The sequence below is a fragment of the Dyadobacter sp. CY326 genome (assembly GCF_021390515.1).
In the GTDB taxonomy this organism is placed as follows: Bacteria; Bacteroidota; Bacteroidia; order Cytophagales; family Spirosomataceae; genus Dyadobacter.
This window is the reverse complement of the sequence record NZ_JAJUXI010000002.1, coordinates 760,578-784,348: the sequence shown is the minus strand read 5'-3', so window position 1 is coordinate 784,348 and position 23,771 is coordinate 760,578. Positions and strand designations below refer to the sequence as shown.

Here is a 23,771-nt window from a genome sequence, read left to right as displayed (position 1 = left end):
TGTCATTCTTCTTTCATGATGTAACCCATTCCCGGGCGCGTGTGAATGAGTTTTGTGGCAAAATCCTTGTCCACTTTTTTACGCAAATAATTGATATAAACCTCCACTACATTGGTGCCCGGATCGAAATTCAAATGCCAGACATGCTCGGCAAGGTCCATTTTTGACACAACCCGTCCGCGATGCAGCAGAAAATATTCGAGCAGCGCAAATTCTTTGGCAGTAAGGTCAATGGCGTTTCCACCGCGTTTCACCTGTTTTGTCCCCAAATTCATTTCCAGATCGGCAATGCGAAGCACTTTGTCGGCATTTTCAGGATTGATAAGCTCTGAAACACGCAATGCAGCATTGATTCGTGCCAGTAACTCTCTGAAATCAAATGGCTTGACAATGTAATCGTCCGCGCCGCGTCCCAGTCCTTCGAGTTTGTCCTCAATTTCTCCATAAGCCGTCAGCATAATGATCGGAAGCGACGGTTTGTAAATCCTAATCTGCTGACAAACATCGTGACCATTCATTCCCGGCAGGTTAACATCCAGTAAAACGAGGTCAAATTTCTTTTCAAGGGCAAGCTGCTTGCCGGTTATGCCATCATTGGCAATTTCGGCTTCAATGTTTTCAGAAGCCAGCCCGCGGAAAATATTTTGCGCAATCCGGCGGTCGTCTTCAACAATCAGGATTTTTTTCATTGTAATGAATCTTTTGATTCCGCCACCGGAGGCAATGGCTCAATGGGTGCCTGGAACACGATTCCAGCATCCAGCGAGTGAATGATGGCCTTGTTGCTATGCGCAAAATAACATGTGTCGACGCCAAGTTCCTGAATGTTCCTCATAATCGCTGTCGTCTCCGACTTGCTTCGTTTCCTGGTCTGGCGAATGTAAACGGCACGCACATTGGCTGCAAATTCCTTACAGATTTCATGGTAAATTTCCGGATCTTTCTGCGAGTCGTCGCCGAGCAGGATAAACTGCAATTCAGGATAAAAATTGATGATATTCTGAATTTTACGCAACTTATGATTATGCGAGCCGCCTCCGGTCATCACGAAATCGTCAAGCCCGGATTTGATTGTCCTGAGTTTTAAAACCGCTTTTGGCAAACCATTTAATTCTGCAAAGCGCACGATCATGTCATACAAATTCCATTCGCTGCTCGAAACGTAGAAAAATATGTTGCTATTCTTGGCCGGGTGCGTCCGGCTGGCATATGAAAGCAGTTGATAATGTTTCACCACATCATCGAACGGCTTCCGGGCCTGCACATTTTTTGACAAAAGGACAAACAGCTTCCGGAATGACCGGCGGCTGTGCGAGATCAGGAATGTGTCGTCAATGTCTGAAATAATGCCATAGGAGCTCTGATAGGGCAAATAGAATTCTTCCTGCGCGCTTCCCTGGTATTTTTTGCCATTCCATACGCCTTCTACAGACACGTCGTACGTGTGCCAGCCGCTTGGGATCGGCTCGGTCAGCGGCACTTCAAAGCGAAAATACCCATCTTCTTCCGCGGTCGTTTCGGCCGTCATATTGCCCAGCCTAAGCACCACTTTTAGAAATGGAATGGGTTTAATAGAGAATAATTCAATGATGGTTCGCGCATATCGGAATCCACTTCTCGTATATTTTTTATCACCAGATGGATACTTCTTAATGACATGCCCAAACACCACAAGTTTATTTTTATTGGCATATCCACGATACAATTTTAAGTCACAACGTTTCATAACTATCTTTATCCACTAGACTATAAGTCCCTAATTTAGACATTATGTTTTCAGAACGAAAGATTTTGTTGGTCGTAAATCCTATCTCGGGTGATATCGATAAAGATGAGGTTTTTGAAAAAGTGATTGAGATGGCTCAGGCTGAGCAGTATGATTTGCGCATTTACACAACAACAGGGGAAGACGATCTGAGCACAATCAGGGAAATGGTCGGCAACATTAACCCGGAGCGCGTGTTGGTTGCCGGCGGCGACGGCACGATTTCCATGGTGGCAGAGGCGGTGCAAGGGTTTGACGTGATCATCGGCATCATTCCCGTCGGTTCAGCCAATGGATTGGCCGTGGATTTCGGTGTTTCGGGTTCCATTGCACAAGTGGTTGAAGTGGCTTTTGGAGATCATATTGTTGGAATCGATGCCGTTTCGATCAACGGTGAAGTGAGTTTGCATTTAAGTGACATTGGATTAAATGCGCTGCTGGTAAAAAATTACGAAAGCAGTGATACGCGCGGAAAGTTGGGTTATGCGCGTGAAATGTTAAAAACACTCACGGAGCATGAAAACTTTTTGGTCAGGATTACGACAGACCAGGAAATCATTGAGACAGAAGCGCTGATTGTGATCATTGCCAATGCGCAAAAATATGGCACTGGCGTAACAATTAACCCGGCTGGTGACATGTCCGATGGTTTCTTCGAACTGGTTATTGCCAAAAAGCTTGATTTTATTGAAACGGCCCGCATTCTTGCCGGGAGCACCGACTTCAATCCGGAAATTATGCAAGTTGTTTCCGTTGAAAAAGCTTCGATAGAATGTCTGGATAAGGAAGCACATTTTCAGATTGATGGCGAATACAAAGGCATGGTCAGGAAGCTTGAAGCGCATATTTTGAGAGAATATATCAAAGTCTCCCTTCCTTAACCGTCGCCAGACAGTAGTCCGACCAGGTCGCGCACTTTTGTAAAAATCTGCTCACTTTCTTTCCGTCATCCCGATGAAAGTCGTTTTGTTATTTACATTCAGTGTTTTTTGTTTGATCAATTTGGCTGCTGCTCAGCAGGCCGAACTTTGTCAGGGAGCCTATTTTACAGAAGCTCAGGGAAAGGAATTTTTGGAAAAGCATGCGGTTAAAACCAAACTGGAATGGGAAACGCGCGCGACTGCGATCAAGAAGCAAATTCGGGAAGGAATGGATTTGCAAACCATGCCGGCAAAGCCGACTTCGAAGCCCATTGTGCATAGCAAACGTGAAATGGACGGTTACACCATCGAGAATGTTGCCTTCGAAAGCATGCCGGGCATTTATGTGACGGGGAATTTATATAAGCCAACAAAAAAGCTGCAATCCTACGCCGGAATTCTGTGCCCGCACGGACACGGCGAAAATCCGCATGGCAGGTTCCGTGAGCAAACGCAGAAACGCTGTGCGACGCTTGCTCGCATGGGCGCTGTGGTGTTCGTGCTGGATATGGTGGGGCAGGGCGATTCAAAATATTGCGAACATAAAATGCCCAAAGCGCTCAAATTGCAGACCATCAATGCGGTCAGAGCGCTGGATTTTCTGATTGCGCAGCCAGGCGTGGATCCTGAAAGAATTGCTGTAACGGGCGAATCGGGTGGGGGAACGCAGACGTTTTTGCTGGCCGCATTGGATGATCGCGTTAAAGTGAGTGCACCCGTTGTGATGGTTTCGTCGTATTTCTTTGGCGGATGCGTTTGTGAGAGCGGATTGCCAATTCATAAAAAAGGTGAATATCAAACGAATAACGTCGAAATAGCCGCTCTAACGGCTCCACGGCCGATGATTCTCGTTTCTGACGGCGGCGATTGGACAAAAAACACACCAGAAGTCGAGTTTCCATTCATTCAGAATGTTTACGGCTTGTATGGTAAAAAGGATCAGGTTGAAAATGTGCATTTGCCAAATGAAAAGCATGATTATGGTCCTTCCAAACGCGACGCTGTGTATGCCTTTTTTGCAAAACACATTGGTCTGGATTTGAAAGCGGTGACAGACGCAAACGGGAAAATTGATGAAAACCCTTCCAAAGTGCTTGAACAAAAAGACCTGGAAGTTTTCAATGCAACACATCCACGACCGGCAAATGCGGTGATGGGCGATGAGGCAATAATGAAATTGCTGTAAATCAAATTCCAATGATTATCGCCATTGTTCTTGCAGCCATTGTTTTTATCGTTCTAAGTTCCACAGTTTTTAAAATGCATCCATTGGTCGGCTTACTGCTGGCTGCCATTGGTGTCGGCGTTTTCGCTGGGTTGCCCATTGACAAATTGGCTGAAACAATTGGCAAAGGCTTCGGCGAATTGATGTCAAAGATTGGGCTGATGGTGATTCTTGGTTGCGTCATTGGCGCGATTCTCGACAAATCCGGCGCGGCGATCAAAGTTGCCGACGTGATTCTCAATTTATTTGGTGAGAAGCGGCCTGCATTTGCAATGGCAGTAATTGGCGGAATTGTTGGCATTCCGGTTTTTTGCGATTCGGGCTTTATTATTTTGCACAAGCTGAATCAAATTGTTGCAAAACGAATGGGAAAGCCGCTTGGAACCATCGCATTGTCATTATCGGGAGGGCTTTTTGCAACGCATACGCTCGTCCCGCCAACGCCTGGGCCATTATCTGCTGCGGGAAACCTGGGCATTGCAGATTCCGTCGGATTGGTGATTTTGATTGGGTTAATTGTTTCAATTCCAAGTCTTTTTCTTTCCACCTGGTTTGCAGGAAAGTTTGCAAGGAATGTTGAAATCACCGAAAATTCCGCCCTGGAACCAACAATCATCATTCCAGAAAACAGACTTCCGCCCGCCTGGAAAGCATTTATGCCCATCCTGCTTCCGATCATTCTAATTACACTTGCATCTTTTGCCAGAATATTAAATTTTCCGGAGGTCTGGACGAAATGGTTGGGGTTTTTCGGAAGTCCGTTGGTGTCATTCTTGCTCGCCATATTTTTCAGCTATTCACTTTTCCACGAACACGCATCAGAAAGAATGATGGCTTGTTTTAAAAGCGGCATTGAGCATTGCGGGACAACATTGGTCCTGGTAGGAGCAGGAGGCGCTTTCGGCGCAATTTTGAAGGAAACTTCTTTGAAAGATATGGTTAGCGGCTGGCTGCTGCAAAATGAAATGTCAGGCGCTTATTTGCTCTTAATCGCCTTCCTGATCGCCGCATTCTTCAAAACAGCCCAAGGCTCAACGACATCGTCAATGGTGCTGACGACCAGCATTCTGGCGCCGTTGTTAGCCACATTGGGTTTTGTGACTCCCATTCAAATCACATTGGTTGTCATGGCCGTAGGAAGCGGCGCCATGATCGTCTCCCACACTAACGACGCCTGGTTCTGGGTCGTATCGCAATTCACAGGCATCTCAGCGCGGGACACTTACCGCACGCATACAATTTTGACTGGTTTGCAGGGAGTTGTGAGTTTTTTGGTGGTGCTGTTGTTGTGGTTTTTGTTAGGCTGAATGTTGCAACTTAAACTCGATGCCCGTTTTTCGTATCTCTGTCGCGAACGGGTTATCCAATGAAAGCATATCTTGTTTAGAAATCGGATGCGGCTCGATTCTAGAGTCAAATTGTGAAGCTAAAAGCATCAGCCTAACTTGCATGTCAAATCTTTCGTTATCAGGCAAATGTTCAATCACCAGCGCAATGTCAATGTCGCTTTCTGCGCGGGAATTGTTACGGGCGTAGGAACCAAAAAGATACGCGGCAACAAGTCCTGGCTGGTTAACAGACACAGTTGAGACAAAGCGTTCTATTGTTTTATTAAGTTCTTGATCCATAGTCTATTTTCTTTAAGGTGCTCAATCCACTTGGTAGTGAACTCCAACGTACACGTTTTTTGAAAACTCATTTTATAATCGTCGTACCTTCCGTTAATGTTAAAGGCTGTTACCGAAACAAGAAACAACTTTTTTTCCTCGTTTAATTCTACGCCACTCTTTTCTGCTAGCCGTAATAAATTATGAGTAAATGGCGGAAATTCATTGTTGACCTTAACAAACAATGCTTTCAACAGCTTCTCTATCATTAAATGCCCTACAAATAAACTCCACGCATATCGTTTGCTATCAAGCATTGCAGCCATTGTGTCAAAATCGTCATCGGAGCTTTTGATCCAATGTTCGATAACTTTTTGTTTGTCGAATCCTGCTTCATCCATCTACAAAAATATAGATTTAGTTAAGTAATTGACAAAAACAAGAAAGGATAGCCATTATGGCTATCCTTTCTTGTCAAAAATTTTAACTAGTTCTTAAACCCCAAGCTCAGCCAAAACCTCTGAAACCTTGGCAGCAGCCTCCTTAAACTCAATAGCCGAAGAAACTTTCAAACCCGATTCGTTAATAATCCGAGCGCCTTCTTCTGCGTTTGTTCCTTGCAAACGAACAATGATAGGAACTGGAATTTCTCCAATCGCTTTGTAAGCTTCCACAACTCCGGCTGCAACGCGGTCGCAGCGAACGATTCCGCCAAAAATGTTGATCAGGATTGCCTTTACATTAGGATCTTTCAAGATGATACGGAAACCTGCTTCTACGGTGCGTGCGTTTGCGCCACCCCCAACATCCAGGAAGTTAGCCGGCTCGCCGCCTGAAAGCTTGATAAGGTCCATTGTTGCCATAGCAAGACCAGCACCATTCACCATGCAACCCACGTTTCCGTCCAGTTTCACATAGTTCAGGTTGTTTGCGCCTGCTTCTACTTCCAAAGGATCTTCTTCGTTCGTATCACGCATTTCTGCTAATTCAGGGTGACGATACAATGCATTGTCATCCAAATCTACCTTAGCATCAACGGCAAGAATTTTATTATCAGATGTTTTCAAAACCGGGTTGATTTCGAACATCGCTGAGTCACTTTCAATATATGCTTTATAGAGCGCAGTGATGAATTTTACCATCTCTTTGAACGCATCGCCTTCAAGGCCCAAAGCAAAAGCAACTTTACGCGCCTGGAATGGCTGTAAACCCACTTTTGGATCAATCCACTCTTTCATGATTTTCTCAGGCGTATGCTCTGCAACTTCTTCAATGTCCATTCCACCTTCGGTGCTGGCCATGATCACGTTGCAGTTTCTGCCACGGTCAAGCAAAATAGAAAGATAATATTCTTTCGGCTCGCTTGGTCCTGGATAATACACGTCTTCGGCAATAAGCACTTTGTTAACACGCTTGCCATCAGGGCCAGTCTGGTGGGTAACCAGCACTTTTCCCAAAATGTTATTGGATATGGTGCGAACATCTTCAACAGATTTCGCAAGGGCAACGCCACGTTGTTCTGTTCCAACGATGCGGCCTTTTCCACGTCCACCTGCGTGGATCTGGGATTTTACTACATACCATTTGGTACCAGTCTGCTGGCTAAGCTCACGCGCAACTTCAACTGCCTTGTCCGGAGTGTCGGCTACGAGCCCTTCCTGAATACGCACACCGTATTTTTTAAGAACGCTTTTGCCTTGATATTCGTGAATATTCATGAGTATAAAAGTAAATTGGTATTTTCACGGCAAATTAAGGAATTAATCAAAACGGGCGTAGGTTTCAGTCCAATTATCTTTCTTCACGAATATGAATTTACTGCGGGCGAGCGGGATCAGGCGCACATACGGTTCTTTACAGGTTTTGAAGGGGATTGATTTGGAAGTTGAGAAAGGAGAAGTTGTTGCGATCGTGGGACCTTCGGGAGCAGGAAAAAGCACTTTTCTGCACATTTTGGGCACATTGGACAGGCCTGAGCAGGGACAAGTTTTCATTGAAGATATCAATGTTTTTACCCAAAAAGATAAGGATCTCGCGCAGTTTCGCAACGAAAAAATCGGCTTCATTTTTCAATTTCACAATCTGCTTGCAGAGTTTACAGCATTGGAAAATGCGTGTATGCCGGGCTATATCAACGGCTCGATGAATGAAAAGGATATTTTGGCGAGGGGACGAGAATTGCTTGAAATGCTGGGTCTGGCAGATCGAGCGAATCACTTGCCGTCTCAACTTTCGGGCGGAGAACAGCAGCGCGTTGCGGTCGCACGGGCGCTTTTGAATAAGCCTTCCATTGTCTTAGCTGACGAGCCGAGCGGCAATCTGGATTCACACAATGCACTGGAATTGCATCAATTATTCTTCAAGCTGCGGGACGATTTCGGACAAACATTTGTAATTGTAACCCATAACGAAGACCTAGCCTTAATGGCGGACAGGAGACTCGTTATGCAGGACGGTTTTATGCAGCCATGAAAGTCTAAAGTTCAGAGTTTAAAAGTTTAGCGCTCAGAATTAAAAAAGTTCAGAGTTTAAAGTATTGAGTCAAAACGTTGACTCTAAACCTTAAACTCTGAACTTTTAAACTTTGAATTCTTAAACTCTGAACTCAAATATTACATCATTCCGCCCATTCCGCCGCCGTGGCTGTGACCGCCACCAGCAGGAGCATCTTCTGGTTCGTCAGCAATAACACATTCTGTTGTCAACAACAAGCCTGCGATCGATGCTGCGTTTTCCAGAGCAAGACGGGATACTTTCTTAGGGTCAATGATACCAGCTTCCAAAAGGTCTGTGTAAACATTGTCCTTCGCATTGTAACCATAAGCGCCAGTTCCTTCTTTCACTTTTTGAACAACAACCGATGGTTCCTGACCAGAGTTAGAAACGATTGTTCTCAAAGGAGCTTCCAAAGCAACGCGGATAATATTGATACCCGTTGTTTCGTCCTCGTTGTTTCCGGTAAAGCCTTCCAAAGCAGCAGTTGCACGAATGTAAGCAACACCACCACCAGCTACAATTCCTTCTTCAACAGCAGCACGAGTTGCGTGCAATGCATCGTCAACACGGTCTTTTTTCTCTTTCATTTCAACCTCAGTTGCAGCTCCAATGTAAAGGATAGCCACACCGCCTGACAACTTAGCAAGACGTTCCTGTAGTTTTTCGCGATCGTAATCAGACGTTGTATTTTCGATCTGCGATTTGATTTGATTTACACGTCCGCTGATTTCCTCAGGAGCACCGCTTCCATTTACGATCGTTGTGTTATCCTTGTCGATAATCACTTTTTCAGCAGAACCAAGATATTCCAAAGTGGCATTTTCCAATTTGTAACCTTGTTCTTCGCTAATCACTGTTCCGCCAGTTACTTTTGCGATGTCTTCAAGCATTGCTTTACGACGATCTCCAAAGCCAGGAGCTTTAACAGCAGCAACTTTCAAAGCGCCACGGATTTTGTTTACTACCAATGTAGCAAGTGCTTCTCCGTCAACATCTTCTGCCAAAATAAGCAAAGGACGGCCAGTTTGCGCAACTGCTTCCAAAACTGGAAGAAGTTCTTTCATTGAAGAAACTTTCTTCTCAGAAATCAGGATAAACGGACGCTCCAATTCAGCTTCCATCTTCTCTGTATTTGTAACAAAATATGGAGAAAGGTAACCACGGTCAAACTGCATACCTTCCACAGTCTTAACTTCTGTTTCCGTTCCGCGTGCTTCTTCAACAGTGATAACGCCTTCTTTTCCTACTTTTTCCATCGCTTCAGCAATCATCTGACCGATTTCCTCGTCATGGTTAGCTGAAATTGTAGCAACCTGAGCGATTTCTTTGGAAGTAGAAATGTTTTTCTTTTGAGATTCAAGATCTTTAACGATCACAGAAACTGCTTTATCAATTCCGCGTTTCAGATCCATTGGGTTTGCGCCCGCTGCTACGTTCTTAACGCCGATTGAATAAATAGCCTGAGCCAAAACAGTGGCAGTAGTTGTACCATCACCTGCAGAATCAGCAGTTTTAGAAGCTACTTCTTTCACCAACTGAGCACCCATGTTTTCGATAGGGTCTTTCAGATCGATTTCTTTTGCAACCGTCACACCATCTTTTGTGATGCTAGGCGATCCGAATTTTTTATCGATAACTACGTTACGACCACGAGGTCCTAATGTTACTTTAACGGCGTCAGCCAATGTATCAACACCGCGCTTAATTTTATCACGAGCTTCGGTATCGAAGAAAATTTTCTTAGACATACTAATTAATCGTTTTGATTTTCTTGATTGAGATTACTTTTTCGACTTGCGGAATTAACCAATAATGGCATAAATGTCAGACTCACGCATGATCAGGACATCTTTTCCTTCATACGCCAATTCAGTACCAGAATATTTTCCGTATAATACGGTGTCACCCACCTTAACGGTCATAGGCTCGTCTTTTTTACCCGGGCCCACTGCTACAACAGTTCCACGTTGAGGTTTTTCCTTTGCAGTATCAGGAATAATGATACCAAATGCTGTTTTTTCTTCGGCTGGGGCCGGTTCAACAAGAACACGATCAGCCAGAGGTTGTACGTTCACTTGTATTTCTGCTAAAGTTGACATAAATATTAAACGTTTGTTTTTTGATTGTCAGTAATAATTTGACTCAAACCACCTAAGCACAATCTATGCCAGCCGATTCGTTATGACATTATTTCCGGCAAGTGTGACAAATTTGTATCTAATCCTGTCGTTATATGACTAAAAGAGCATTTAACTTGTCAGAAAAGGCAATTGGTTGTTTGGACAAATGAAAATGCTTAAATTTTATCGGCACCAAAATGTAGATTCCAATGACACACCTCCAAAAAAACTGGTTAACCGAAGGCACAATGGACTTTGAGTACAAAAAATTTGTGCTGATGGCATATCTGCAGCACATTGACAGTCAGTTTACATTGAACAAATTGCATCCTTATCTGCCAGATCTGCAACTTCATTTTGATTCCTGCATCAGGATCAGGACCGATAAAAGTGCGATCAGGACGTCGTTTCCTAAAAATGTAACCGGCGTAAACTTGCAAACATGGCAATTGGAATATGAAGAAACACACCAGGACGACCCTTATCTGGAAGATATAAATTACATTCTGGACTTTGCCATTCCACGCTTTTCCCGCTCGCTCGAACAGGGAACCGAGCGGTTTAGTGAAGTGGGGGAGAATATAAAAATTTCACCTGTCGGCATTGTGCCCCTGCGGCTTGAAGAGGGTTATCTGCTCTTTTTGCACACATTCCAGCCCGTTGTCAGCATTTTTGAATATCAATTGGCGCTTTACAATGAAATGAAGGAGCGTTATTTAAAAACGACTTTTGTGGACAGCGTCCGGATCGGACTTGGAAAAACAGTTTCCCAAATCAAAGTTGATTTGACCAAGAAGAATAAGTCACTTCCCAATCCGGCAACTTACGTTGTTGAATCAAAATACGATTATCCATTGCACGAGGCGCTTTTGCCTGTCGCCAAGAAACTGATCTTGAAGGAAATAAACATTGCTTAGCAAAGCGCTGAAACGCAAAAAAGGCTCACGATGTAAATCATGAGCCTTTTTTATGTCACTAATATTTATTTCGAGCTGTCCGCTGGTGCAGCTGGTGTTGCCGAAGGAGTTGTAGCAGAGCCCGCCGCAGGAGCCGTGGCGCCGCCTGGTGCTGGTGCCGGAGCAATGTTTCCGCCTGGAATTGCAGTGTTTTGTGCTTTCTCAACATTGACACTATTGATGCCGCCTGTTTGAGCGCTTCCGCCAACGATGATGTAAGAAGCCAATGAAATCAAAATAACGGCGCTAGCAAGTCCCCAGGTAATTTGTTCCAACAAGTCTGTTGTCTTTTTCACACCAAACATTTGCGTGGTGCCTGCTCCGCTAAATTCGCTGGAAAGTCCGCCTCCCTTTGAGTTTTGAACCAACACTACTAAAATCAACAATACTGCGACGATCGCAACCAAAATGATTAAACCCAAATACATGCCTTGTTACTATTAATGATTGAATGATTGAATGACTGAATGTGTGAATGATGGAATGTTTGACCGGGTCGCCGGAGCGATGACTAAATGTTAATGTCTTGGTCAGACTTCCTTAAACACTGCGATATAGCTCGCTTAATTTTTTCGCAAAGTAATTCCTTTTTTCTGGTTTTTTCAAGATCAATTTTTGATAGAGGTCAATGGCTTTTTCGATTTTGCCCTGACGCACCAGAATTTGTGCAAATGCTTCGGTTTCAATGCTTCCCGCGCCGGATTCTGCAACACGGCCGCTTACATCGACAGCCACAGGTTCCAGATTGTTTTCCTGGCGAATAATTCGCGGGTTCTTTTTCATGAAACCCTGGATAATTTGCTGCTGTCTTTTCTGCTCTTCGGAAACCAGATTTTGAATAGAAACAGTTTCCTGCTGAACCAGGCCAATCAGGATATCTTCAGCATTTTGCGGAACTGCTTTATCCTGAGCTTCAATGACTTCCTCGATGTTGACGGTCGCGTCATAGCGTTCGTTGTCGCTTTCCACCAATTGCTGCAATGCAACCCGGCTCAATGCATAAGCGGCTGCTTTTGGACGCGCTTCATCCAGTTTTTCGACACCGGCAAGGCTGGATGCTTTTGCCAGTAAAGAATAGGAAATCTGGCAATAAGGAAATGCCTTAATCGTCGCTTCCAAGTCAGCAATCACCTCAGTGCTCACTGCCTGCGGATGCTTGACCAAATTGCTGAACGCCTCCTTTTCAATGATGGGCATATTGACCTTGAATATTTTGGAATAAAAAATGAAGTTATGTAAAAGCCCAATCTTCTACCAGTCCGCCGCCGATTTATTAAAAATCTGCTGCACTAAATTCTCGCGGATCGTCGGCAGAAGGCGCGCTTCGTTCTGGTTAAGCGTTTGGTCCTGAGGGAAATCGGCGTAGTAAGTGAAAGACTGGTCAAAATTCTTTGTTTCATCTTTTGCGTTGGTGTAACGCACCTGAACGGTAACATTCAATCGGTTCAAGCCCGCCTGGTCATTCGCAGTGGGTGCGGCCGCAAGCACGTCATAACCTGTGATTGAGCCTTCCAAAACGAGGTCACCGCCGCCGGGTTGGCTAATAAGACTGGTGTTTCGCTGGAAATATTCTTTCAGTTCTTCGGTAAGCCGCTGCGGCAAATCAGACGGTCCACCGGCCGTTCCCATGGTAAAGTTCAGCACGCTGAAAGTTTTGATATCGGGCGACAAATTGGTTCCCGTAAACGAATAAACGCCACAACCGGAGATGAAAACAGAGCAATGCAGCACAAAAAGCAGTGTCAGTAACTTCTTGGTGTTCAGCGAGAGGCGGGTTTTGAAAATATTCAATGCTTTATTCTTCAATGTCATACTGCTTAATTTTCCTGTATAACGTCCTTTCGGATATGCCCAATGCACTTGCCGCGTATTTTCGTTTGTTATTGTTTTTGCGCAAAGCCTTAATGATCATTTCTTTCTCTTTGTCTTCCAGCGAAAGCGATTCTTCCTCGGCTGTGACGTGCACAACATCCTCAATTTCACTTCGTTCGTCGGAATATCGGTCAAGGTCCACCGTTCGCGAAGGCACGGGAGACAAAAGTCTTGCGGGTTCAATGGTTGGCGTGTGCGATGCTGGCTCTACATTATTCAATGAACTGAAAAGCTCCTGGTGATCTTTCAGGATTTCGCCTCCGTATTTTTCGTTTTCAAGCACATTACGAACGAGTTTTTTCAACTCGGTCATATCGCGGCGCATGTCAAAAAGCACTTTATAAAGCAATTCCCGCTCCGAAAACGAGCTTGCAGAATCTTCGCCGTTACGCAATGTGATCAGCGCCTTCCTGCCCGCAGGCTGAACCGGATTCAGATAATTGTTTAATGTTTCTCGGCTGATCGGCAGCTCTTTATCCGTTTCCAGGATCGTGATCTGTTCCGCAATATTTTTCAGCTGGCGAATGTTCCCCGGAAACGCATATTGCATCAGTAAATCACGTGAATCCACATCGAGCCGGACGGGCTTGGTCCTGTATCTTTCTGAAAAGTCATTGGTAAACTTTCTGAATAACAGCAGAATATCTTCGCCACGATCCCGCAATGGCGGCACGTAAATCGGCACTGTGTTGAGCCTGTAATAGAGATCTTCACGAAATTTACCATTGTTCACCGCGTCCAGTAAATTGACATTGGTTGCGGCAACAACACGCACATTGGTCTTCATAACCTTGGAAGATCCAACGCGGATATATTCGCCATTTTCCAACACACGCAAAAGTCTGGATTGCGTTCCTAAGGGCATTTCTCCCACTTCATCCAGGAAAATCGTTCCGCTATTGGTTGTTTCAAAATAACCTTTTCTGGAATCCAATGCGCCCGTAAATGCGCCTTTTTCATGCCCAAAAAGCTCTGAGTCAATGGTTCCTTCGGGAATGGCGCCGCAGTTAATGGCAATAAATGGTCCGTGTTTGCGGGAACTCAGACTGTGGATAATTTTTGAAAAAGATTCTTTTCCGCTGCCGCTTTCCCCGGTGATCAGCACCGTCAGGTCGGTTGCTGCAACTTGCACCCCCACGTTAATGGCGTGGTTAAGCCCCGGAGAGGTGCCAATGATTCCGAAACGGTTCTTTATTGCTTGTATTTCAGCTAAATCCATGAAATTGCTACTTTGTCCACCGCATGTCCGCGAAGTGTCGCAGCGGTGGTGTCTGTAATTAAAACATCGACATAATCCCCGATCTTAAATTGCTCACGCGGGAAAATGACTCTTTTGTTCTGATCGCTTCGGCCGGTGAAATCGTCCTCGGAACGCTTAGAAGTGTTCTCGATCAAAACTTTTTGAACAGTTCCGATGAGCTGCTGATTGCGCTCAAGGGAAATTCTTTGTTGTATATCAATGATTTCTGCAAGCCGTCTTTGCTTGATGTCCGCTGGAATGTCGTCTGCATATTTCTTCGCAGCAAGTGTTCCCGGACGCTCGGAATAGGCGAACATGTAACCGAAATCAAAGCGTACATATTCAAGCAATGAAAGCGAATCCTGATGCTCTTCCTCGGTTTCGGAACAAAATCCTGCGATCATATCATGCGAAATGGCACAATCATCACCCAAAATCCGGCGAATGCTGTCAATCCTTTCAAGATACCACTCGCGATCATAGGTGCGGTTCATCATTGCGAGCACGCGGCTATTGCCATGTTGTGCAGGCAAGTGAATGTATTTGCAAATGTTATCGTACTTTTTGATCGTGTAAAGCACTTCGTCGGTGATGTCTTTGGGATGCGACGTGCTGAACCTCACCCGCAATTCCGGGCTGATCTGCGCAACCATTTCAAGCAGTTGCGCGAAGTTTACCTGCGTTTGCAAAGTCCCGTTTTCAACATTCGTCGAAATGGCGGTAACGCTGTTGGGCCCCTGCCATTTATAACTGTCAACATTCTGCCCCAGCAATGTAACTTCCTTATAACCGTCGGCAAAAAGATCCTGTGCTTCTTTCACAATCGAAAAAGGATCGCGGCTGCGCTCACGACCGCGCGTCATCGGCACCACACAAAAGCTGCACATGTTGTCGCAGCCTCGCATGATCGAAACCAATGCAGTAACGCCATTGGAATTGAGGCGTATAGGCGAAATGTCAGCGTAAGTTTCTTCTCTTGACAAAAATACATTAACGCCTTTCTGACCTGTTTCGGCTTCTTCAACGAGTCGCGGCAAGTCGCGGTAAGCGTCCGGGCCTGTGACAATGTCCACCATCTTCTCCTCTTCCAGCAATTTGGCTTTCAATCGCTCAGCCATGCAGCCCAAAACACCGATTAACGTGCCTGGTTTCTTCTTTTTTATAACATTAAGCTGCCTTAACCGTGTCCTTACACGCTGTTCCGCGTTGTCGCGGATGGCGCAGGTGTTGAGAAATATCAGGTCGGCATTTTCAACTTCGGAAGTGGTTGCAAATCCAGCTTCGCGCATTACGGACGCCACAATTTCGCTGTCGGCAAAATTCATCTGGCAGCCATAACTTTCTATAAAAAGTCTTTTTTTATTTAATGCTGGTTCGTTTTCAGAAATATGGACTGTCTCACAGGCAACTTTGTCCTCCTCAGTCAATATTTTCAAAGTTTCCGCAATTCTATGTTCCATGAAAGGCTGCTTAACACTAATTTATTTGAAGAACGAAATGGGCAAATGCGCCCGCATTCCGTTTTACAGAATTACAAATATAGAAAGATTTGGCTTAAAACTGACAAACTGTCATACTTTCAAGACCGCATTTGGGACTCAAAAAGGATAGCCCACACCCAGGTTTACATTGAGAAAATTGGATTGCCTCCGATTAAAAAGCTTGTTGAATTCCAGCTCATCCAAGACAAATCGATTCAATGCGGGATCATACACTTTTATTCCAAAATCAAAGCGGAGCACGAAAAACGAAAGGTCGTAACGAATTCCAAAGCCGGTTCCGATGGCGATTTCTTTGAGAAATTTATCCGCTTCGAGCTTCTGCGATTCGGTTGCCTGGCTGTTCAGGTTCCAGACATTACCCGCATCGATAAATAATGCATAATTAATGTCTCCCAAAAATCTGACGAGATGGCCGCGCCATTCCAGATTGCCTTCCAAAAGGAATTCCCCTGGCGACTCAATGGATAAGTTATCCGGCGTAAGTCTCGGCGGGGACGAGCCGGGACCAAGCCGACGCGGCAGCCAGGCACGCAAACTGTTGGAACCACCGGCAAAGAAATATTTCTCATAAGGCGGCACTTTGCTGTCGCCATAACTGTAAACAGCACCTGTGTTCACGCGCGCAATGAAAGCCGAACGCCTTCCCGCACGCCAATAACGGCGATAATCTGCATTCCAACGCACATATTTATAAAATTGCAAAGAGTCGCCGAACACATTTTTGATCAAATTCTCCTGCTTTGGAAGGATATTCAGCGTCGTGCCGCCTGATTCAATGGCGACGCGGAAATAGCGCGCATTGCGCTGCGGCCCCATCAGCGCATTGGTGTTGTAGGTAAAGTTGAAGTTGATATCCGACACAAATGATCGCTGAAAACTGTTGTAAAGGTTATTTCCCTGCTCGCGGAGTGAATTAAGCAACTGCTGAAAATCCGAACGAATATTTTGCGTGTTGAGAATGTTCAAATCGACCAACGACAGGTTAAAAAGCGTTCTGTTCGTCGGCTGCCAGGAATAAGTCATGGCTACTTTCACGTTCGTGCGCGTGTATTCGGGGCGATTGACGTAATTATAACCCAATCCAACCTGCGTCCGCGGGTTATAGAATGCAGTTTGTCTTTGCAGAATGCTTCCCGGCGTCAGGAGCCTTGGAAATATTAGCGAAGTGTTTATGCCAATTTCCTCGCTGCGATAAACCGAGCCGTAACCAAGGAATCCGGGAACAAGCTCAATGCCGCCCCGAAGGTTGGCTTCGAAGTTTTCAAGGCCATTGAACACATTCCTGATCTTATAGGAAAGGTTTGCGAACGGCCCGGGCGCTCCTTGAAGCTGGATCACATTCAATCCGACATCGGTTGAAATCTGGTATTTTTCGAGCGGAATAACTTTGAAAAAACTATTAATGCCGCGTCCCGTCGAATCCAGCGTGTAACTGTAATTGACAAAACGGAACTGGTCGGTAAGCGAAAGTTGCTGCTGCGTATCCCGTTCCCGCTGCTGACTGTAAAAAGCGCCCGGCCTCACCTGGATCTTGCTATCCAGAATCCGGGTCGAAAATCTTTTGTCCGAAAAGGTGTAATTGATCCCCTGAAAATTGACCGTATCTTTTCTTGCATAACGCGGGTCCGTGGAGCCCGTTGGTGGCAGCACTTCAAAATGAACCGAGTTGATCTTAAATCGCTCTCCACTTTTCACCGACTCTGGCACGTCAACGCGCACCTGCACATCCACAGATTTGAACAAACTGTCCGTTGCTGCATTGGTAATGGTGTCATTAATCAGATAAGAAACATTTTGGCGCGAAAAGCCAAGATAACCTTCATTGCGGAGGACAGTTTCAATCCTGATCCGCTCTTCTTCAAAGGAATCGCCATCGTAACGCTTTTTCGTTTGCAACGAAGGATTCTTGTTATTGGCTGCGACAATGCTGTCAGCCAAGTCGTTGCGGATCTGATATTTAATGTCGCGGATCATGGTCGGCCGCTTCTCGCTTACCAGATAATTGACGCGAATCCTGTTGAAAATGGTGTCCGGCTTGTAACCAACGCTCGCCTCGAAAAAGCCGTTGTTATAAAGATATTTCTGCATTTTCTCAGCATTCTGAGTGACTTCGGACTGGACGAAATAGACGGGTGCTTCTCCCAAAACGCGCATCCAGAAATTGCCCTGATCGACTCTTGTTTGCGCTTTTTCCAGTTTTTTTGCATATCTGCGCTGTATTCTTTCTAGCTTTTTAGGAGAATTTTCGTTTATGCGGGATTCGTTTTGATATTTTTGCGTGATTTCAATTACTTTCCGCTGCTTTTCCTCACGGTTGTAAAAGAGCTCACCAAAGCGATACAAGCCTACATAAGGAAAAAAAGGCAGCCCCAGGAGTCGCCGATTGGGTTTTTGGGGAATCAATGCGTCAAGTTCCGAGTCATTAATGATCTCATTTCCTTTAATGGACGAAGTGCCGAGATAATAACTTTTGGATTGGGAGGCGGGCTTGCGTGCGCAGGAAGACAATCCCACCAAAATCAGGAAGAAATACCAGCTATATGTAATCTTACAATTAATATTCAATGCTGTCGAAAAATCGTATAAAATATATCAATTCGCTTAAAATCAAGAAGTTCAGGCAGCTGCATCAGTCTTTCATCGTTGAAGGCGCCAAGAGTGTGCTCGAATTGCTGGATTCCGATTTTGAAATCGAATTTGTGCTAACGACACAGGAATTTCAGCAAAAATACTCAACTATTTTAACCACGCACAACACAATCGCAGAAACAGTCACCTTGCAGGAGCTTGAAGGTTTGGGGTCTTTCCAGACGAATGATTCGTGTCTGGCTGTTGCTAAAACGAAGCAAAATGAATTTTTGTCTCCGGATAAATCAGAATATGTGCTTGTTTTGGACGATGTGCGCGATCCTGGAAATCTTGGGACGATCATTCGCGTGGCGGATTGGTATGGAATCAATAAAATAATTTGTTCCAATGACACAACGGACGTTTACAATCCGAAAGTGGTTGCGGCCAGCAAAGGATCATTCACGCGGGTAAATTTATTTTATACAAATCTTGAATCTTATTTAGCAGAAAACGCAACTGGAATGAATGTGATCGGCGCTTTTCTGGGCGGGTCATCTTTATATGATTTTCAATTTGCCAAATCGGGCGGATACATTGTAATGGGCAATGAATCCAATGGCATTGGAAAAGCTGTCGAACAATTTGTGACTGATAAAATTACGATTCCGCGGATAGGAGGGGCGGAGTCGCTGAATGTAGGCATTGCGACAGCGGTTATGCTGGATAATCTGCGGCGGCAACTTTCGGTCTAATATCAAATGTCGTGTGCTGCATTGTGTGAGAGCTCTTCCGCATATTCTTTGCCCAAATAATTATCAATGAAATAATGGGCGACATAAAGAATAGGCGTCAGCAAGATCGCAACTGCGCCTTTATACACATAATTGATCGATCCAACAGAAAAAACCTGGTTCAGATCCCAGTTTCCAAACACATAAAATGCAATCGTAATCACGACAAAACTGTCGATCAGCTGCGAAAACATGGTTGAACCAGTTGCGCGGAGCCAGATGAATTTGCTTCCAGTTTTCCTGCGAAGCCATGAAAATACGGACACGTCCAGCAACTGGCCCAACAAAAACGCCACGATGGACCCGATCATAATGCCCAATCCCTGATTAAAGATCTTCGAAAAAGCATCATTAATGTTGAACACATTGCCAGCTTTGTCGGTGTTATTGATGTCCAGCCAAAACTGTGCAGGCGGCAAAAGCGTTGCCACGAGGATTGTAATAAAAGTGTAAGCGATGAAGCATGCGGTGAGATAGGAAATGCGCTTCACGCCTTTTCTGCCAAAATATTCGTTGATAATGTCCGAAGTTACAAACACAACCGGCCAGTTAATCACACCCGCCGTCATATTGAAATCAAGGCGCTGACCTCCGATAAGCAATTGCGCAGGCGGAATTCCCAGCAATGTTTCGACTGAAAAAATCTTACCGCCAATGATCTCGGCGATCAATGCATTTGTTAAGAAAATCCCGCAAAGCAGCAAAAAAAGACGTTGCCGCTTCGCTTCCTGGACGCTCGTATTTTCGGTGGCCATTTATTTACTAAAAATATACTGATAGGGTTCGGTTAATTATTGCCTTTTTAGGCGATCACATCTTCCACAGTGCGTGTGGACAGGATGCGGTGATTTTCAAGGAAAAACTCGATTTTGTCCATCGCCTGATTCAATTCATCGATTGTTGGCAAAAATACAATCCTGAAATGATCGTCGCTGATGTAATTAAAGCCTGTTCCGGCTACAACAAGCACTTTTTGGTCGCTTAGCAGGTCGTAAACAAACTGCTCGTCCGTTTTCAAACCGAATTTCTTCAAATCAATTTTTGGAAAAACATACAAAGAACCCTTCGGTTTCACGCAAGTTATTCCCGGAATAGAAATAAGCCTGTCGTAAACGAGGTTCATTTGTTTGTGTAATCTGCCGGTTGGCACAACGAGTTCTTTAATGCTTTGATAGCCTCCTAATGCTGTTTGTATGGCATATTGGGTTGGGACATTGGCGCATAAGCGCATGCTGGCGAGCAGCAAAATGCCTTCCAGATAAGATTTGGCCTTTTGTTTGGCACCGCTCATGATCATCCATCCGCCACGAAAACCAGCTGAACGGTAATTTTTTGAAAGTCCGCCGTAGGTTACGCAAAGCGTCTCGGTCACCAGCGAGCCCATCGGATAATGCACAGCTCCGTCGTAAAGGATTTTGTCGTAAATCTCATCCGAGAAAATGATCAGTCCGTGCTCCTCAGCGCTTTTTGCAATTTTGGTCAACACATCTTTTTCATAAACCGCACCTGTTGGGTTGTTTGGATTGATGAGGACAATGCCTTTTGTGCGCGATGTTATTTTCTTTTCAAGATCTTCCAGATCAGGGTTCCAGTCTGACGCTTCGTCGCACACGTAATGCACGGGCGTGCCGCCGCTCAATGCAATGGCCGCAGTCCAAAGCGGATAGTCAGGCGAAGGAACCAGAATTTCATCGCCTGGATTGATCAAAGCTTGCATGGAAAGCAGAATGAGCTCACTTACGCCATTGCCGATAAAAATATCATTGATTTCAACATCCTGAATGCCAATTGTTTGGGTGTAATGCATGACAGCTTTACGGGCCGCAAACAATCCTCTGGAATCGGAATAACCCTGCGCATTGCGGAGATTCATGATGATATCGTGCACAATTTCGTCCGGAGAATCGAATCCGAACGGGGCCGGGTTGCCAATGTTAAGGTTATGAATTTTATAACCCAGACTTTCCAGCTCCAATGCTTTTTGGTAAGTAGCGCCGCGAATTTCGTATTTGAGGTTATTGAGGCGCTGGCTTTTTAAGAATTCCATTGTTTTAAGATCAGGATAACCACCAAAGTTAAAGAAAATCAATTGCAAATTTCCCGCCGCAAGTCTACAACATTGTTTGTCTATCAAAAAAAATAGCTGGCCCAGGCGGACCAGCTAATGTTGAAATATGCTTATTTAAGAAGTTTATTATTGATAAGCCTCCTATTTTCTCACAAGGATCTCCTCCGTTACACGCCATCCGTTTCCTCCCATGTAACCATATCTCAAATAAAAGGTTTTGGTTGCTGGATCGTACGTGTTATTGGCTTTCGAAGCACCGGCCCATGCAGCTTTGTATGGAGCAGGCAATTCTTTGTCAAACTGCGTATAAGGTGCTCCCGCAGCACCTGCGGCAGGCGTAATTGTTACTTTGTTTGTCTTTGGATCGACAGTTAAGTTAGCATTGTAGCCACTTCCTCCCAAGTCACCTAGCTCCACGGAAACGGTCGTTGGCGAAACAGTTACCATTGGCTTATCTTTCGCAACAGCTCTTGGTGCAGTCGGGTGATAAACGTATCCGGTTGCGGTGTAAGTCGCATCGTAAATGTTTTTGGCTTTAACAGCAAGCAGGATCGTTCCAAAATTGCCGCTAACTATCCCAGTTGAAGCAGATTTGATCTGGATTGGAAGCACATAGTTTTTGGCAAAATCAAATTTCGAAGGTTTCAGCTTGATCAAAACCTCTGCTCTACGCTGTCCTTTTGGAATGACAACCGATGCAGGGATTGTATAAAGATCAGGCGTAATTGCTTCAAATTCTTCCTCCTGCTCGATGTTATACTGCGTCACCGCAGCCGTATCAACGCCTAATGTTACCGTAATGTCCTGAGGTGCAACATCTGCTCCTGAGTAACTTACTTCAACCGGATAATCGGCTTCGTCAGCCAGATCAAACGACTGAGAATAAAGTGAATACGTGCTGCCGGAAGGCGAAACAAAGCTGGACGGGTTTTTGAACTCGACTACATTCGTCGAAGTGTCCGGATCCAGGTTCATGTCGTCTTTCAGACAGGAAGTTACGGCTATGCCAAACAGGAACAAGCCAGCTATTTTTATTGAATAGTTCATATCAGATTTTTCAGTTAGGATCCCAGAAGATCAAATCGGTAAATGGGTTAACCACTTTGTAATTTCCAGCATTGTATGATTGCTCGGAAGTCGGATACAGAATTCTTGAAGGCAGCTTATCCGCGCGGGTAGAAGTTGACAGCAGTGAAGCAATGTTATGGAAACTGTCGCCGTTTGGCTGCGTAACCGGATAACCCGTTCTTCTGAATTCGTTGTAGCCTTCTTCTGAATTGATCATGTTTACGGCAATCCATTTCTGGGTAATGATCGCTTCCAGACGCTGTGCCGGTGTTGTTGCAAGCTTAATGTTCACAAGATAGCTTGCTGCATTTTCAGCTTTGTAAGCAGCAACATCTGCCGTTACATTCTTTCCTGCTGCAACCACATTGGTCACATCTTTGTACAGGTAAGTGTAGGATGCAGCGATACCAGCATCAAAGCTTGCCGCGAAGTCGCCTGTAATAAAGCCTTTCAACCGCGCTTCTGCTTGCAAGAATTGCGCTTCTGCAAGCAGCATCAGCACTTGTCCCTGGCTTGCGCCTTTCAATACACCGAGTGCATTTCCAATGCTGGAAGCACTGCTGAAAGTGCCCGTATACCAAGTCGAATAGTTGGTAATGATCGTCGGTGCATCTACTTCGTTTCCGAGCTGGTTAACCGGCGTGTTGGTTTCGAAATTCTTGTAAATCACTTCACCTCTTCCAGTGTCTTGCAGTTTTTGACCTTTGTAGAAGCCAAAAGCGAATTCAGTGGGAATGCGGGAAGAGTTAGCGAGCGTACCGGTTGTAGTGTAACCCCATGTGTTCCAAAGTGGGTTCGGCTTGTCCTTCACATATCCCGGGTTAACGATTGCATCGTCAGTAATGAAACCGAGTGTTTTATCAAGCGCAGCAAATTTTGTTGTTACAAATGAGGAAAGAGCAGGCACTCCCGAAACGCGAACCAGAATGCGCAACTTAATGGTGTTGGCAAACTTTTTCCATTCTTCCATATCGCCGCCAAACATTGGATCCGATGAGGAGTTCAATGCGGTTGCGAATTCTGCTCCATCAATTAGGGCGATTGCCGCGTCCAATCTTGTAACCAGATCCTGATAAATCGTCGCGGCGTCGTCATACTTTGGCGTCAGGTTTGCATTGTTTTTCAACGCCTCCGTGTAAGGAACATCGCCAAATGCATCAACCAGTTTCTGGAAGTTGTAAGCAACCATAATGTTGGCAGCAGCATTGGCATAAGCCTGCGTATCATCTCCTTCGGTCTGATCGATCACATATTTGTAATCGTTCAGGTTATCGTAGGCATTTACCCAAAGTGCATTGTAGTTATCTGGGATCAGCTGATAATTGAATAGGTTACCGAACCCCGAGAAACCACCTGCATTGGCGATATAGCCTCCGAAATGTCCACCGTAACTGTTATACTGGCTCGATACCGAAGCCGTGCCGGTAATAGCAGCGGGCAAAACCAGCAGCGGCTGTACGGTCGTAGCCTGGTTTGGGTTGGTGTTGATATCGAGATAATCACTACAAGATGAAAGTACTGTGACTAGCAGTGCCAGCATCCAACTGATGTTATATCTTTTCATTGGTAT

Annotated in this window: 23 protein-coding genes; 6 read left to right on the top strand and 17 right to left on the bottom strand. The window is 45.1% G+C overall.

Annotated features, from left to right (window positions below):
• Window positions 1-2: 2 nt before the first annotated feature.
• Window positions 3-689 (bottom strand): response regulator transcription factor, encoded by a 687-nt coding sequence (locus LZG73_RS03880; RefSeq protein WP_233846282.1) that lies wholly within the window; start codon window positions 687-689, stop codon window positions 3-5.
• Window positions 686-1,726: an App1 family protein gene (locus LZG73_RS03875; protein WP_233846281.1), complete on the bottom strand. Its 1,041-nt coding sequence runs from the start codon at window positions 1,724-1,726 to the stop codon at window positions 686-688. Before LZG73_RS03875 ends, LZG73_RS03880 begins: the two co-directional genes overlap by 4 nt.
• 44 nt (window positions 1,727-1,770) lie before the next feature.
• Here LZG73_RS03875 and LZG73_RS03870 point away from each other — a divergent pair, with 44 nt between their 5' ends.
• The 3 genes from LZG73_RS03870 to LZG73_RS03860 all read left to right on the top strand — a co-directional run bounded on the left by LZG73_RS03870 (window position 1,771) and on the right by LZG73_RS03860 (window position 5,217).
• Window positions 1,771-2,646, top strand: coding sequence for a diacylglycerol kinase family protein (locus LZG73_RS03870; protein WP_233846280.1), 876 nt, complete (start codon window positions 1,771-1,773; stop codon window positions 2,644-2,646).
• A gap of 73 nt (window positions 2,647-2,719) precedes the next feature.
• Window positions 2,720-3,871: a S9 family peptidase gene (locus tag LZG73_RS03865; protein ID WP_233846279.1), complete on the top strand. Its 1,152-nt coding sequence runs from the start codon at window positions 2,720-2,722 to the stop codon at window positions 3,869-3,871.
• A gap of 11 nt (window positions 3,872-3,882) precedes the next feature.
• Window positions 3,883-5,217 (top strand): GntP family permease, encoded by a 1,335-nt coding sequence (locus LZG73_RS03860; protein WP_233846278.1) that lies wholly within the window; start codon window positions 3,883-3,885, stop codon window positions 5,215-5,217.
• On the opposite strand, the gene LZG73_RS03855 is transcribed toward LZG73_RS03860, so the two are convergent.
• The 3 genes from LZG73_RS03855 to sucC form a co-directional block, all read right to left on the bottom strand.
• Window positions 5,209-5,538 carry a nucleotidyltransferase domain-containing protein gene (locus LZG73_RS03855; RefSeq protein WP_233846276.1) on the bottom strand — a complete coding sequence of 110 codons (330 nt, stop codon included), beginning with the start codon at window positions 5,536-5,538 and terminating at the stop codon, window positions 5,209-5,211. The genes LZG73_RS03860 and LZG73_RS03855 overlap by 9 nt on opposite strands.
• Entirely contained in the window at window positions 5,511-5,918 is a 408-nt protein-coding gene (locus LZG73_RS03850; RefSeq protein ID WP_233846275.1) for a HEPN domain-containing protein, read from the bottom strand. Before LZG73_RS03850 ends, LZG73_RS03855 begins: the two co-directional genes overlap by 28 nt.
• 93 nt (window positions 5,919-6,011) lie before the next feature.
• The gene (gene sucC / locus LZG73_RS03845) at window positions 6,012-7,235 is read right to left on the bottom strand and encodes an ADP-forming succinate--CoA ligase subunit beta (RefSeq protein ID WP_233846274.1); all 1,224 of its coding nucleotides are present in this window, start codon (window positions 7,233-7,235) and stop codon (window positions 6,012-6,014) included.
• Window positions 7,236-7,326: 91 nt separating this feature from the next.
• On the opposite strand from sucC, the gene LZG73_RS03840 reads away from it, so the two are divergent.
• The gene (locus LZG73_RS03840; protein ID WP_233846273.1) at window positions 7,327-7,989 is read left to right on the top strand and encodes an ABC transporter ATP-binding protein; all 663 of its coding nucleotides are present in this window, start codon (window positions 7,327-7,329) and stop codon (window positions 7,987-7,989) included.
• A 140-nt stretch (window positions 7,990-8,129) separates the two neighbouring features.
• On the opposite strand, the gene groL is transcribed toward LZG73_RS03840, so the two are convergent.
• Both groL and groES read right to left on the bottom strand, forming a co-directional pair.
• The gene (gene groL / locus LZG73_RS03835; RefSeq protein ID WP_233846272.1) at window positions 8,130-9,761 is read right to left on the bottom strand and encodes a chaperonin GroEL; all 1,632 of its coding nucleotides are present in this window, start codon (window positions 9,759-9,761) and stop codon (window positions 8,130-8,132) included.
• Between the two features lie 54 nt (window positions 9,762-9,815).
• Window positions 9,816-10,112: a co-chaperone GroES gene (groES, locus tag LZG73_RS03830; protein WP_026628287.1), complete on the bottom strand. Its 297-nt coding sequence runs from the start codon at window positions 10,110-10,112 to the stop codon at window positions 9,816-9,818.
• A gap of 230 nt (window positions 10,113-10,342) precedes the next feature.
• On the opposite strand from groES, the gene LZG73_RS03825 reads away from it, so the two are divergent.
• Window positions 10,343-11,050 (top strand): hypothetical protein, encoded by a 708-nt coding sequence (locus LZG73_RS03825; protein WP_233846271.1) that lies wholly within the window; start codon window positions 10,343-10,345, stop codon window positions 11,048-11,050.
• A gap of 65 nt (window positions 11,051-11,115) precedes the next feature.
• On the opposite strand, the gene secG is transcribed toward LZG73_RS03825, so the two are convergent.
• From secG to LZG73_RS03795, 6 genes are all read right to left on the bottom strand, one after another.
• Entirely contained in the window at window positions 11,116-11,517 is a 402-nt protein-coding gene (gene secG, locus LZG73_RS03820; protein ID WP_233846270.1) for a preprotein translocase subunit SecG, read from the bottom strand.
• Window positions 11,518-11,629: 112 nt separating this feature from the next.
• On the bottom strand, window positions 11,630-12,286 hold the full coding sequence (locus LZG73_RS03815; RefSeq protein WP_233846268.1) for a hypothetical protein: 657 nt from the start codon (window positions 12,284-12,286) through the stop codon (window positions 11,630-11,632).
• A gap of 54 nt (window positions 12,287-12,340) precedes the next feature.
• A complete protein-coding gene (locus tag LZG73_RS03810; protein ID WP_233846266.1) occupies window positions 12,341-12,901 on the bottom strand; it encodes an LptE family protein in 561 nt (186 codons plus the stop codon).
• Window positions 12,885-14,180: a sigma-54-dependent Fis family transcriptional regulator gene (locus LZG73_RS03805; protein WP_233846265.1), complete on the bottom strand. Its 1,296-nt coding sequence runs from the start codon at window positions 14,178-14,180 to the stop codon at window positions 12,885-12,887. Before LZG73_RS03805 ends, LZG73_RS03810 begins: the two co-directional genes overlap by 17 nt.
• The gene (gene miaB / locus LZG73_RS03800; protein ID WP_233846264.1) at window positions 14,171-15,661 is read right to left on the bottom strand and encodes a tRNA (N6-isopentenyl adenosine(37)-C2)-methylthiotransferase MiaB; all 1,491 of its coding nucleotides are present in this window, start codon (window positions 15,659-15,661) and stop codon (window positions 14,171-14,173) included. Before miaB ends, LZG73_RS03805 begins: the two co-directional genes overlap by 10 nt.
• A 138-nt stretch (window positions 15,662-15,799) precedes the next feature.
• Complete coding sequence (locus LZG73_RS03795; protein ID WP_233846263.1) at window positions 15,800-18,268, bottom strand: BamA/TamA family outer membrane protein; 2,469 nt, start codon at window positions 18,266-18,268, stop codon at window positions 15,800-15,802.
• On the opposite strand from LZG73_RS03795, the gene LZG73_RS03790 reads away from it, so the two are divergent.
• Complete coding sequence (locus LZG73_RS03790) at window positions 18,268-19,026, top strand: RNA methyltransferase (protein ID WP_233846262.1); 759 nt, start codon at window positions 18,268-18,270, stop codon at window positions 19,024-19,026. The two genes, LZG73_RS03795 and LZG73_RS03790, sit on opposite strands and share 1 nt — an antisense overlap.
• A gap of 2 nt (window positions 19,027-19,028) precedes the next feature.
• Here the strand turns inward: LZG73_RS03790 and LZG73_RS03785 are convergent, their stop codons facing one another.
• The 4 genes from LZG73_RS03785 to LZG73_RS03770 all read right to left on the bottom strand — a co-directional run bounded on the left by LZG73_RS03785 (window position 19,029) and on the right by LZG73_RS03770 (window position 23,765).
• Window positions 19,029-19,820 (bottom strand): queuosine precursor transporter, encoded by a 792-nt coding sequence (locus LZG73_RS03785; protein ID WP_233846261.1) that lies wholly within the window; start codon window positions 19,818-19,820, stop codon window positions 19,029-19,031.
• 47 nt (window positions 19,821-19,867) lie between these two features.
• The gene (locus LZG73_RS03780) at window positions 19,868-21,112 is read right to left on the bottom strand and encodes a pyridoxal phosphate-dependent aminotransferase (protein WP_233846260.1); all 1,245 of its coding nucleotides are present in this window, start codon (window positions 21,110-21,112) and stop codon (window positions 19,868-19,870) included.
• Window positions 21,113-21,274: 162 nt separating this feature from the next.
• Complete coding sequence (locus tag LZG73_RS03775; protein ID WP_233846258.1) at window positions 21,275-22,180, bottom strand: BT_3987 domain-containing protein; 906 nt, start codon at window positions 22,178-22,180, stop codon at window positions 21,275-21,277.
• Window positions 22,181-22,190: 10 nt separating this feature from the next.
• The gene (locus LZG73_RS03770) at window positions 22,191-23,765 is read right to left on the bottom strand and encodes a SusD/RagB family nutrient-binding outer membrane lipoprotein (protein ID WP_233846256.1); all 1,575 of its coding nucleotides are present in this window, start codon (window positions 23,763-23,765) and stop codon (window positions 22,191-22,193) included.
• Between the last annotated feature and the right edge of the window lie 6 nt (window positions 23,766-23,771).

What these genes read in the sequence shown, in the direction of transcription:
- LZG73_RS03880 (WP_233846282.1), bottom strand. Translation starts at nt 689, where the DNA reads ATGAAAAAAATCCTGATTGTTGAAGACGACCGCCGGATTGCGCAAAAT.
- LZG73_RS03875 (WP_233846281.1), bottom strand. Translation starts at nt 1,726, where the DNA reads ATGAAACGTTGTGACTTAAAATTGTATCGTGGATATGCCAATAAAAAT.
- LZG73_RS03870 (WP_233846280.1), top strand. Translation starts at nt 1,771, where the DNA reads ATGTTTTCAGAACGAAAGATTTTGTTGGTCGTAAATCCTATCTCGGGT.
- LZG73_RS03865 (WP_233846279.1), top strand. Translation starts at nt 2,720, where the DNA reads ATGAAAGTCGTTTTGTTATTTACATTCAGTGTTTTTTGTTTGATCAAT.
- LZG73_RS03860 (WP_233846278.1), top strand. Translation starts at nt 3,883, where the DNA reads ATGATTATCGCCATTGTTCTTGCAGCCATTGTTTTTATCGTTCTAAGT.
- LZG73_RS03855 (WP_233846276.1), bottom strand. Translation starts at nt 5,538, where the DNA reads ATGGATCAAGAACTTAATAAAACAATAGAACGCTTTGTCTCAACTGTG.
- LZG73_RS03850 (WP_233846275.1), bottom strand. Translation starts at nt 5,918, where the DNA reads ATGGATGAAGCAGGATTCGACAAACAAAAAGTTATCGAACATTGGATC.
- sucC (WP_233846274.1), bottom strand. Translation starts at nt 7,235, where the DNA reads ATGAATATTCACGAATATCAAGGCAAAAGCGTTCTTAAAAAATACGGT.
- LZG73_RS03840 (WP_233846273.1), top strand. Translation starts at nt 7,327, where the DNA reads ATGAATTTACTGCGGGCGAGCGGGATCAGGCGCACATACGGTTCTTTA.
- groL (WP_233846272.1), bottom strand. Translation starts at nt 9,761, where the DNA reads ATGTCTAAGAAAATTTTCTTCGATACCGAAGCTCGTGATAAAATTAAG.
- groES (WP_026628287.1), bottom strand. Translation starts at nt 10,112, where the DNA reads ATGTCAACTTTAGCAGAAATACAAGTGAACGTACAACCTCTGGCTGAT.
- LZG73_RS03825 (WP_233846271.1), top strand. Translation starts at nt 10,343, where the DNA reads ATGACACACCTCCAAAAAAACTGGTTAACCGAAGGCACAATGGACTTT.
- secG (WP_233846270.1), bottom strand. Translation starts at nt 11,517, where the DNA reads ATGTATTTGGGTTTAATCATTTTGGTTGCGATCGTCGCAGTATTGTTG.
- LZG73_RS03815 (WP_233846268.1), bottom strand. Translation starts at nt 12,286, where the DNA reads ATGCCCATCATTGAAAAGGAGGCGTTCAGCAATTTGGTCAAGCATCCG.
- LZG73_RS03810 (WP_233846266.1), bottom strand. Translation starts at nt 12,901, where the DNA reads ATGACATTGAAGAATAAAGCATTGAATATTTTCAAAACCCGCCTCTCG.
- LZG73_RS03805 (WP_233846265.1), bottom strand. Translation starts at nt 14,180, where the DNA reads ATGGATTTAGCTGAAATACAAGCAATAAAGAACCGTTTCGGAATCATT.
- miaB (WP_233846264.1), bottom strand. Translation starts at nt 15,661, where the DNA reads ATGGAACATAGAATTGCGGAAACTTTGAAAATATTGACTGAGGAGGAC.
- LZG73_RS03790 (WP_233846262.1), top strand. Translation starts at nt 18,268, where the DNA reads ATGCTGTCGAAAAATCGTATAAAATATATCAATTCGCTTAAAATCAAG.
- LZG73_RS03785 (WP_233846261.1), bottom strand. Translation starts at nt 19,820, where the DNA reads ATGGCCACCGAAAATACGAGCGTCCAGGAAGCGAAGCGGCAACGTCTT.
- LZG73_RS03780 (WP_233846260.1), bottom strand. Translation starts at nt 21,112, where the DNA reads ATGGAATTCTTAAAAAGCCAGCGCCTCAATAACCTCAAATACGAAATT.
- LZG73_RS03775 (WP_233846258.1), bottom strand. Translation starts at nt 22,180, where the DNA reads ATGAACTATTCAATAAAAATAGCTGGCTTGTTCCTGTTTGGCATAGCC.
- LZG73_RS03770 (WP_233846256.1), bottom strand. Translation starts at nt 23,765, where the DNA reads ATGAAAAGATATAACATCAGTTGGATGCTGGCACTGCTAGTCACAGTA.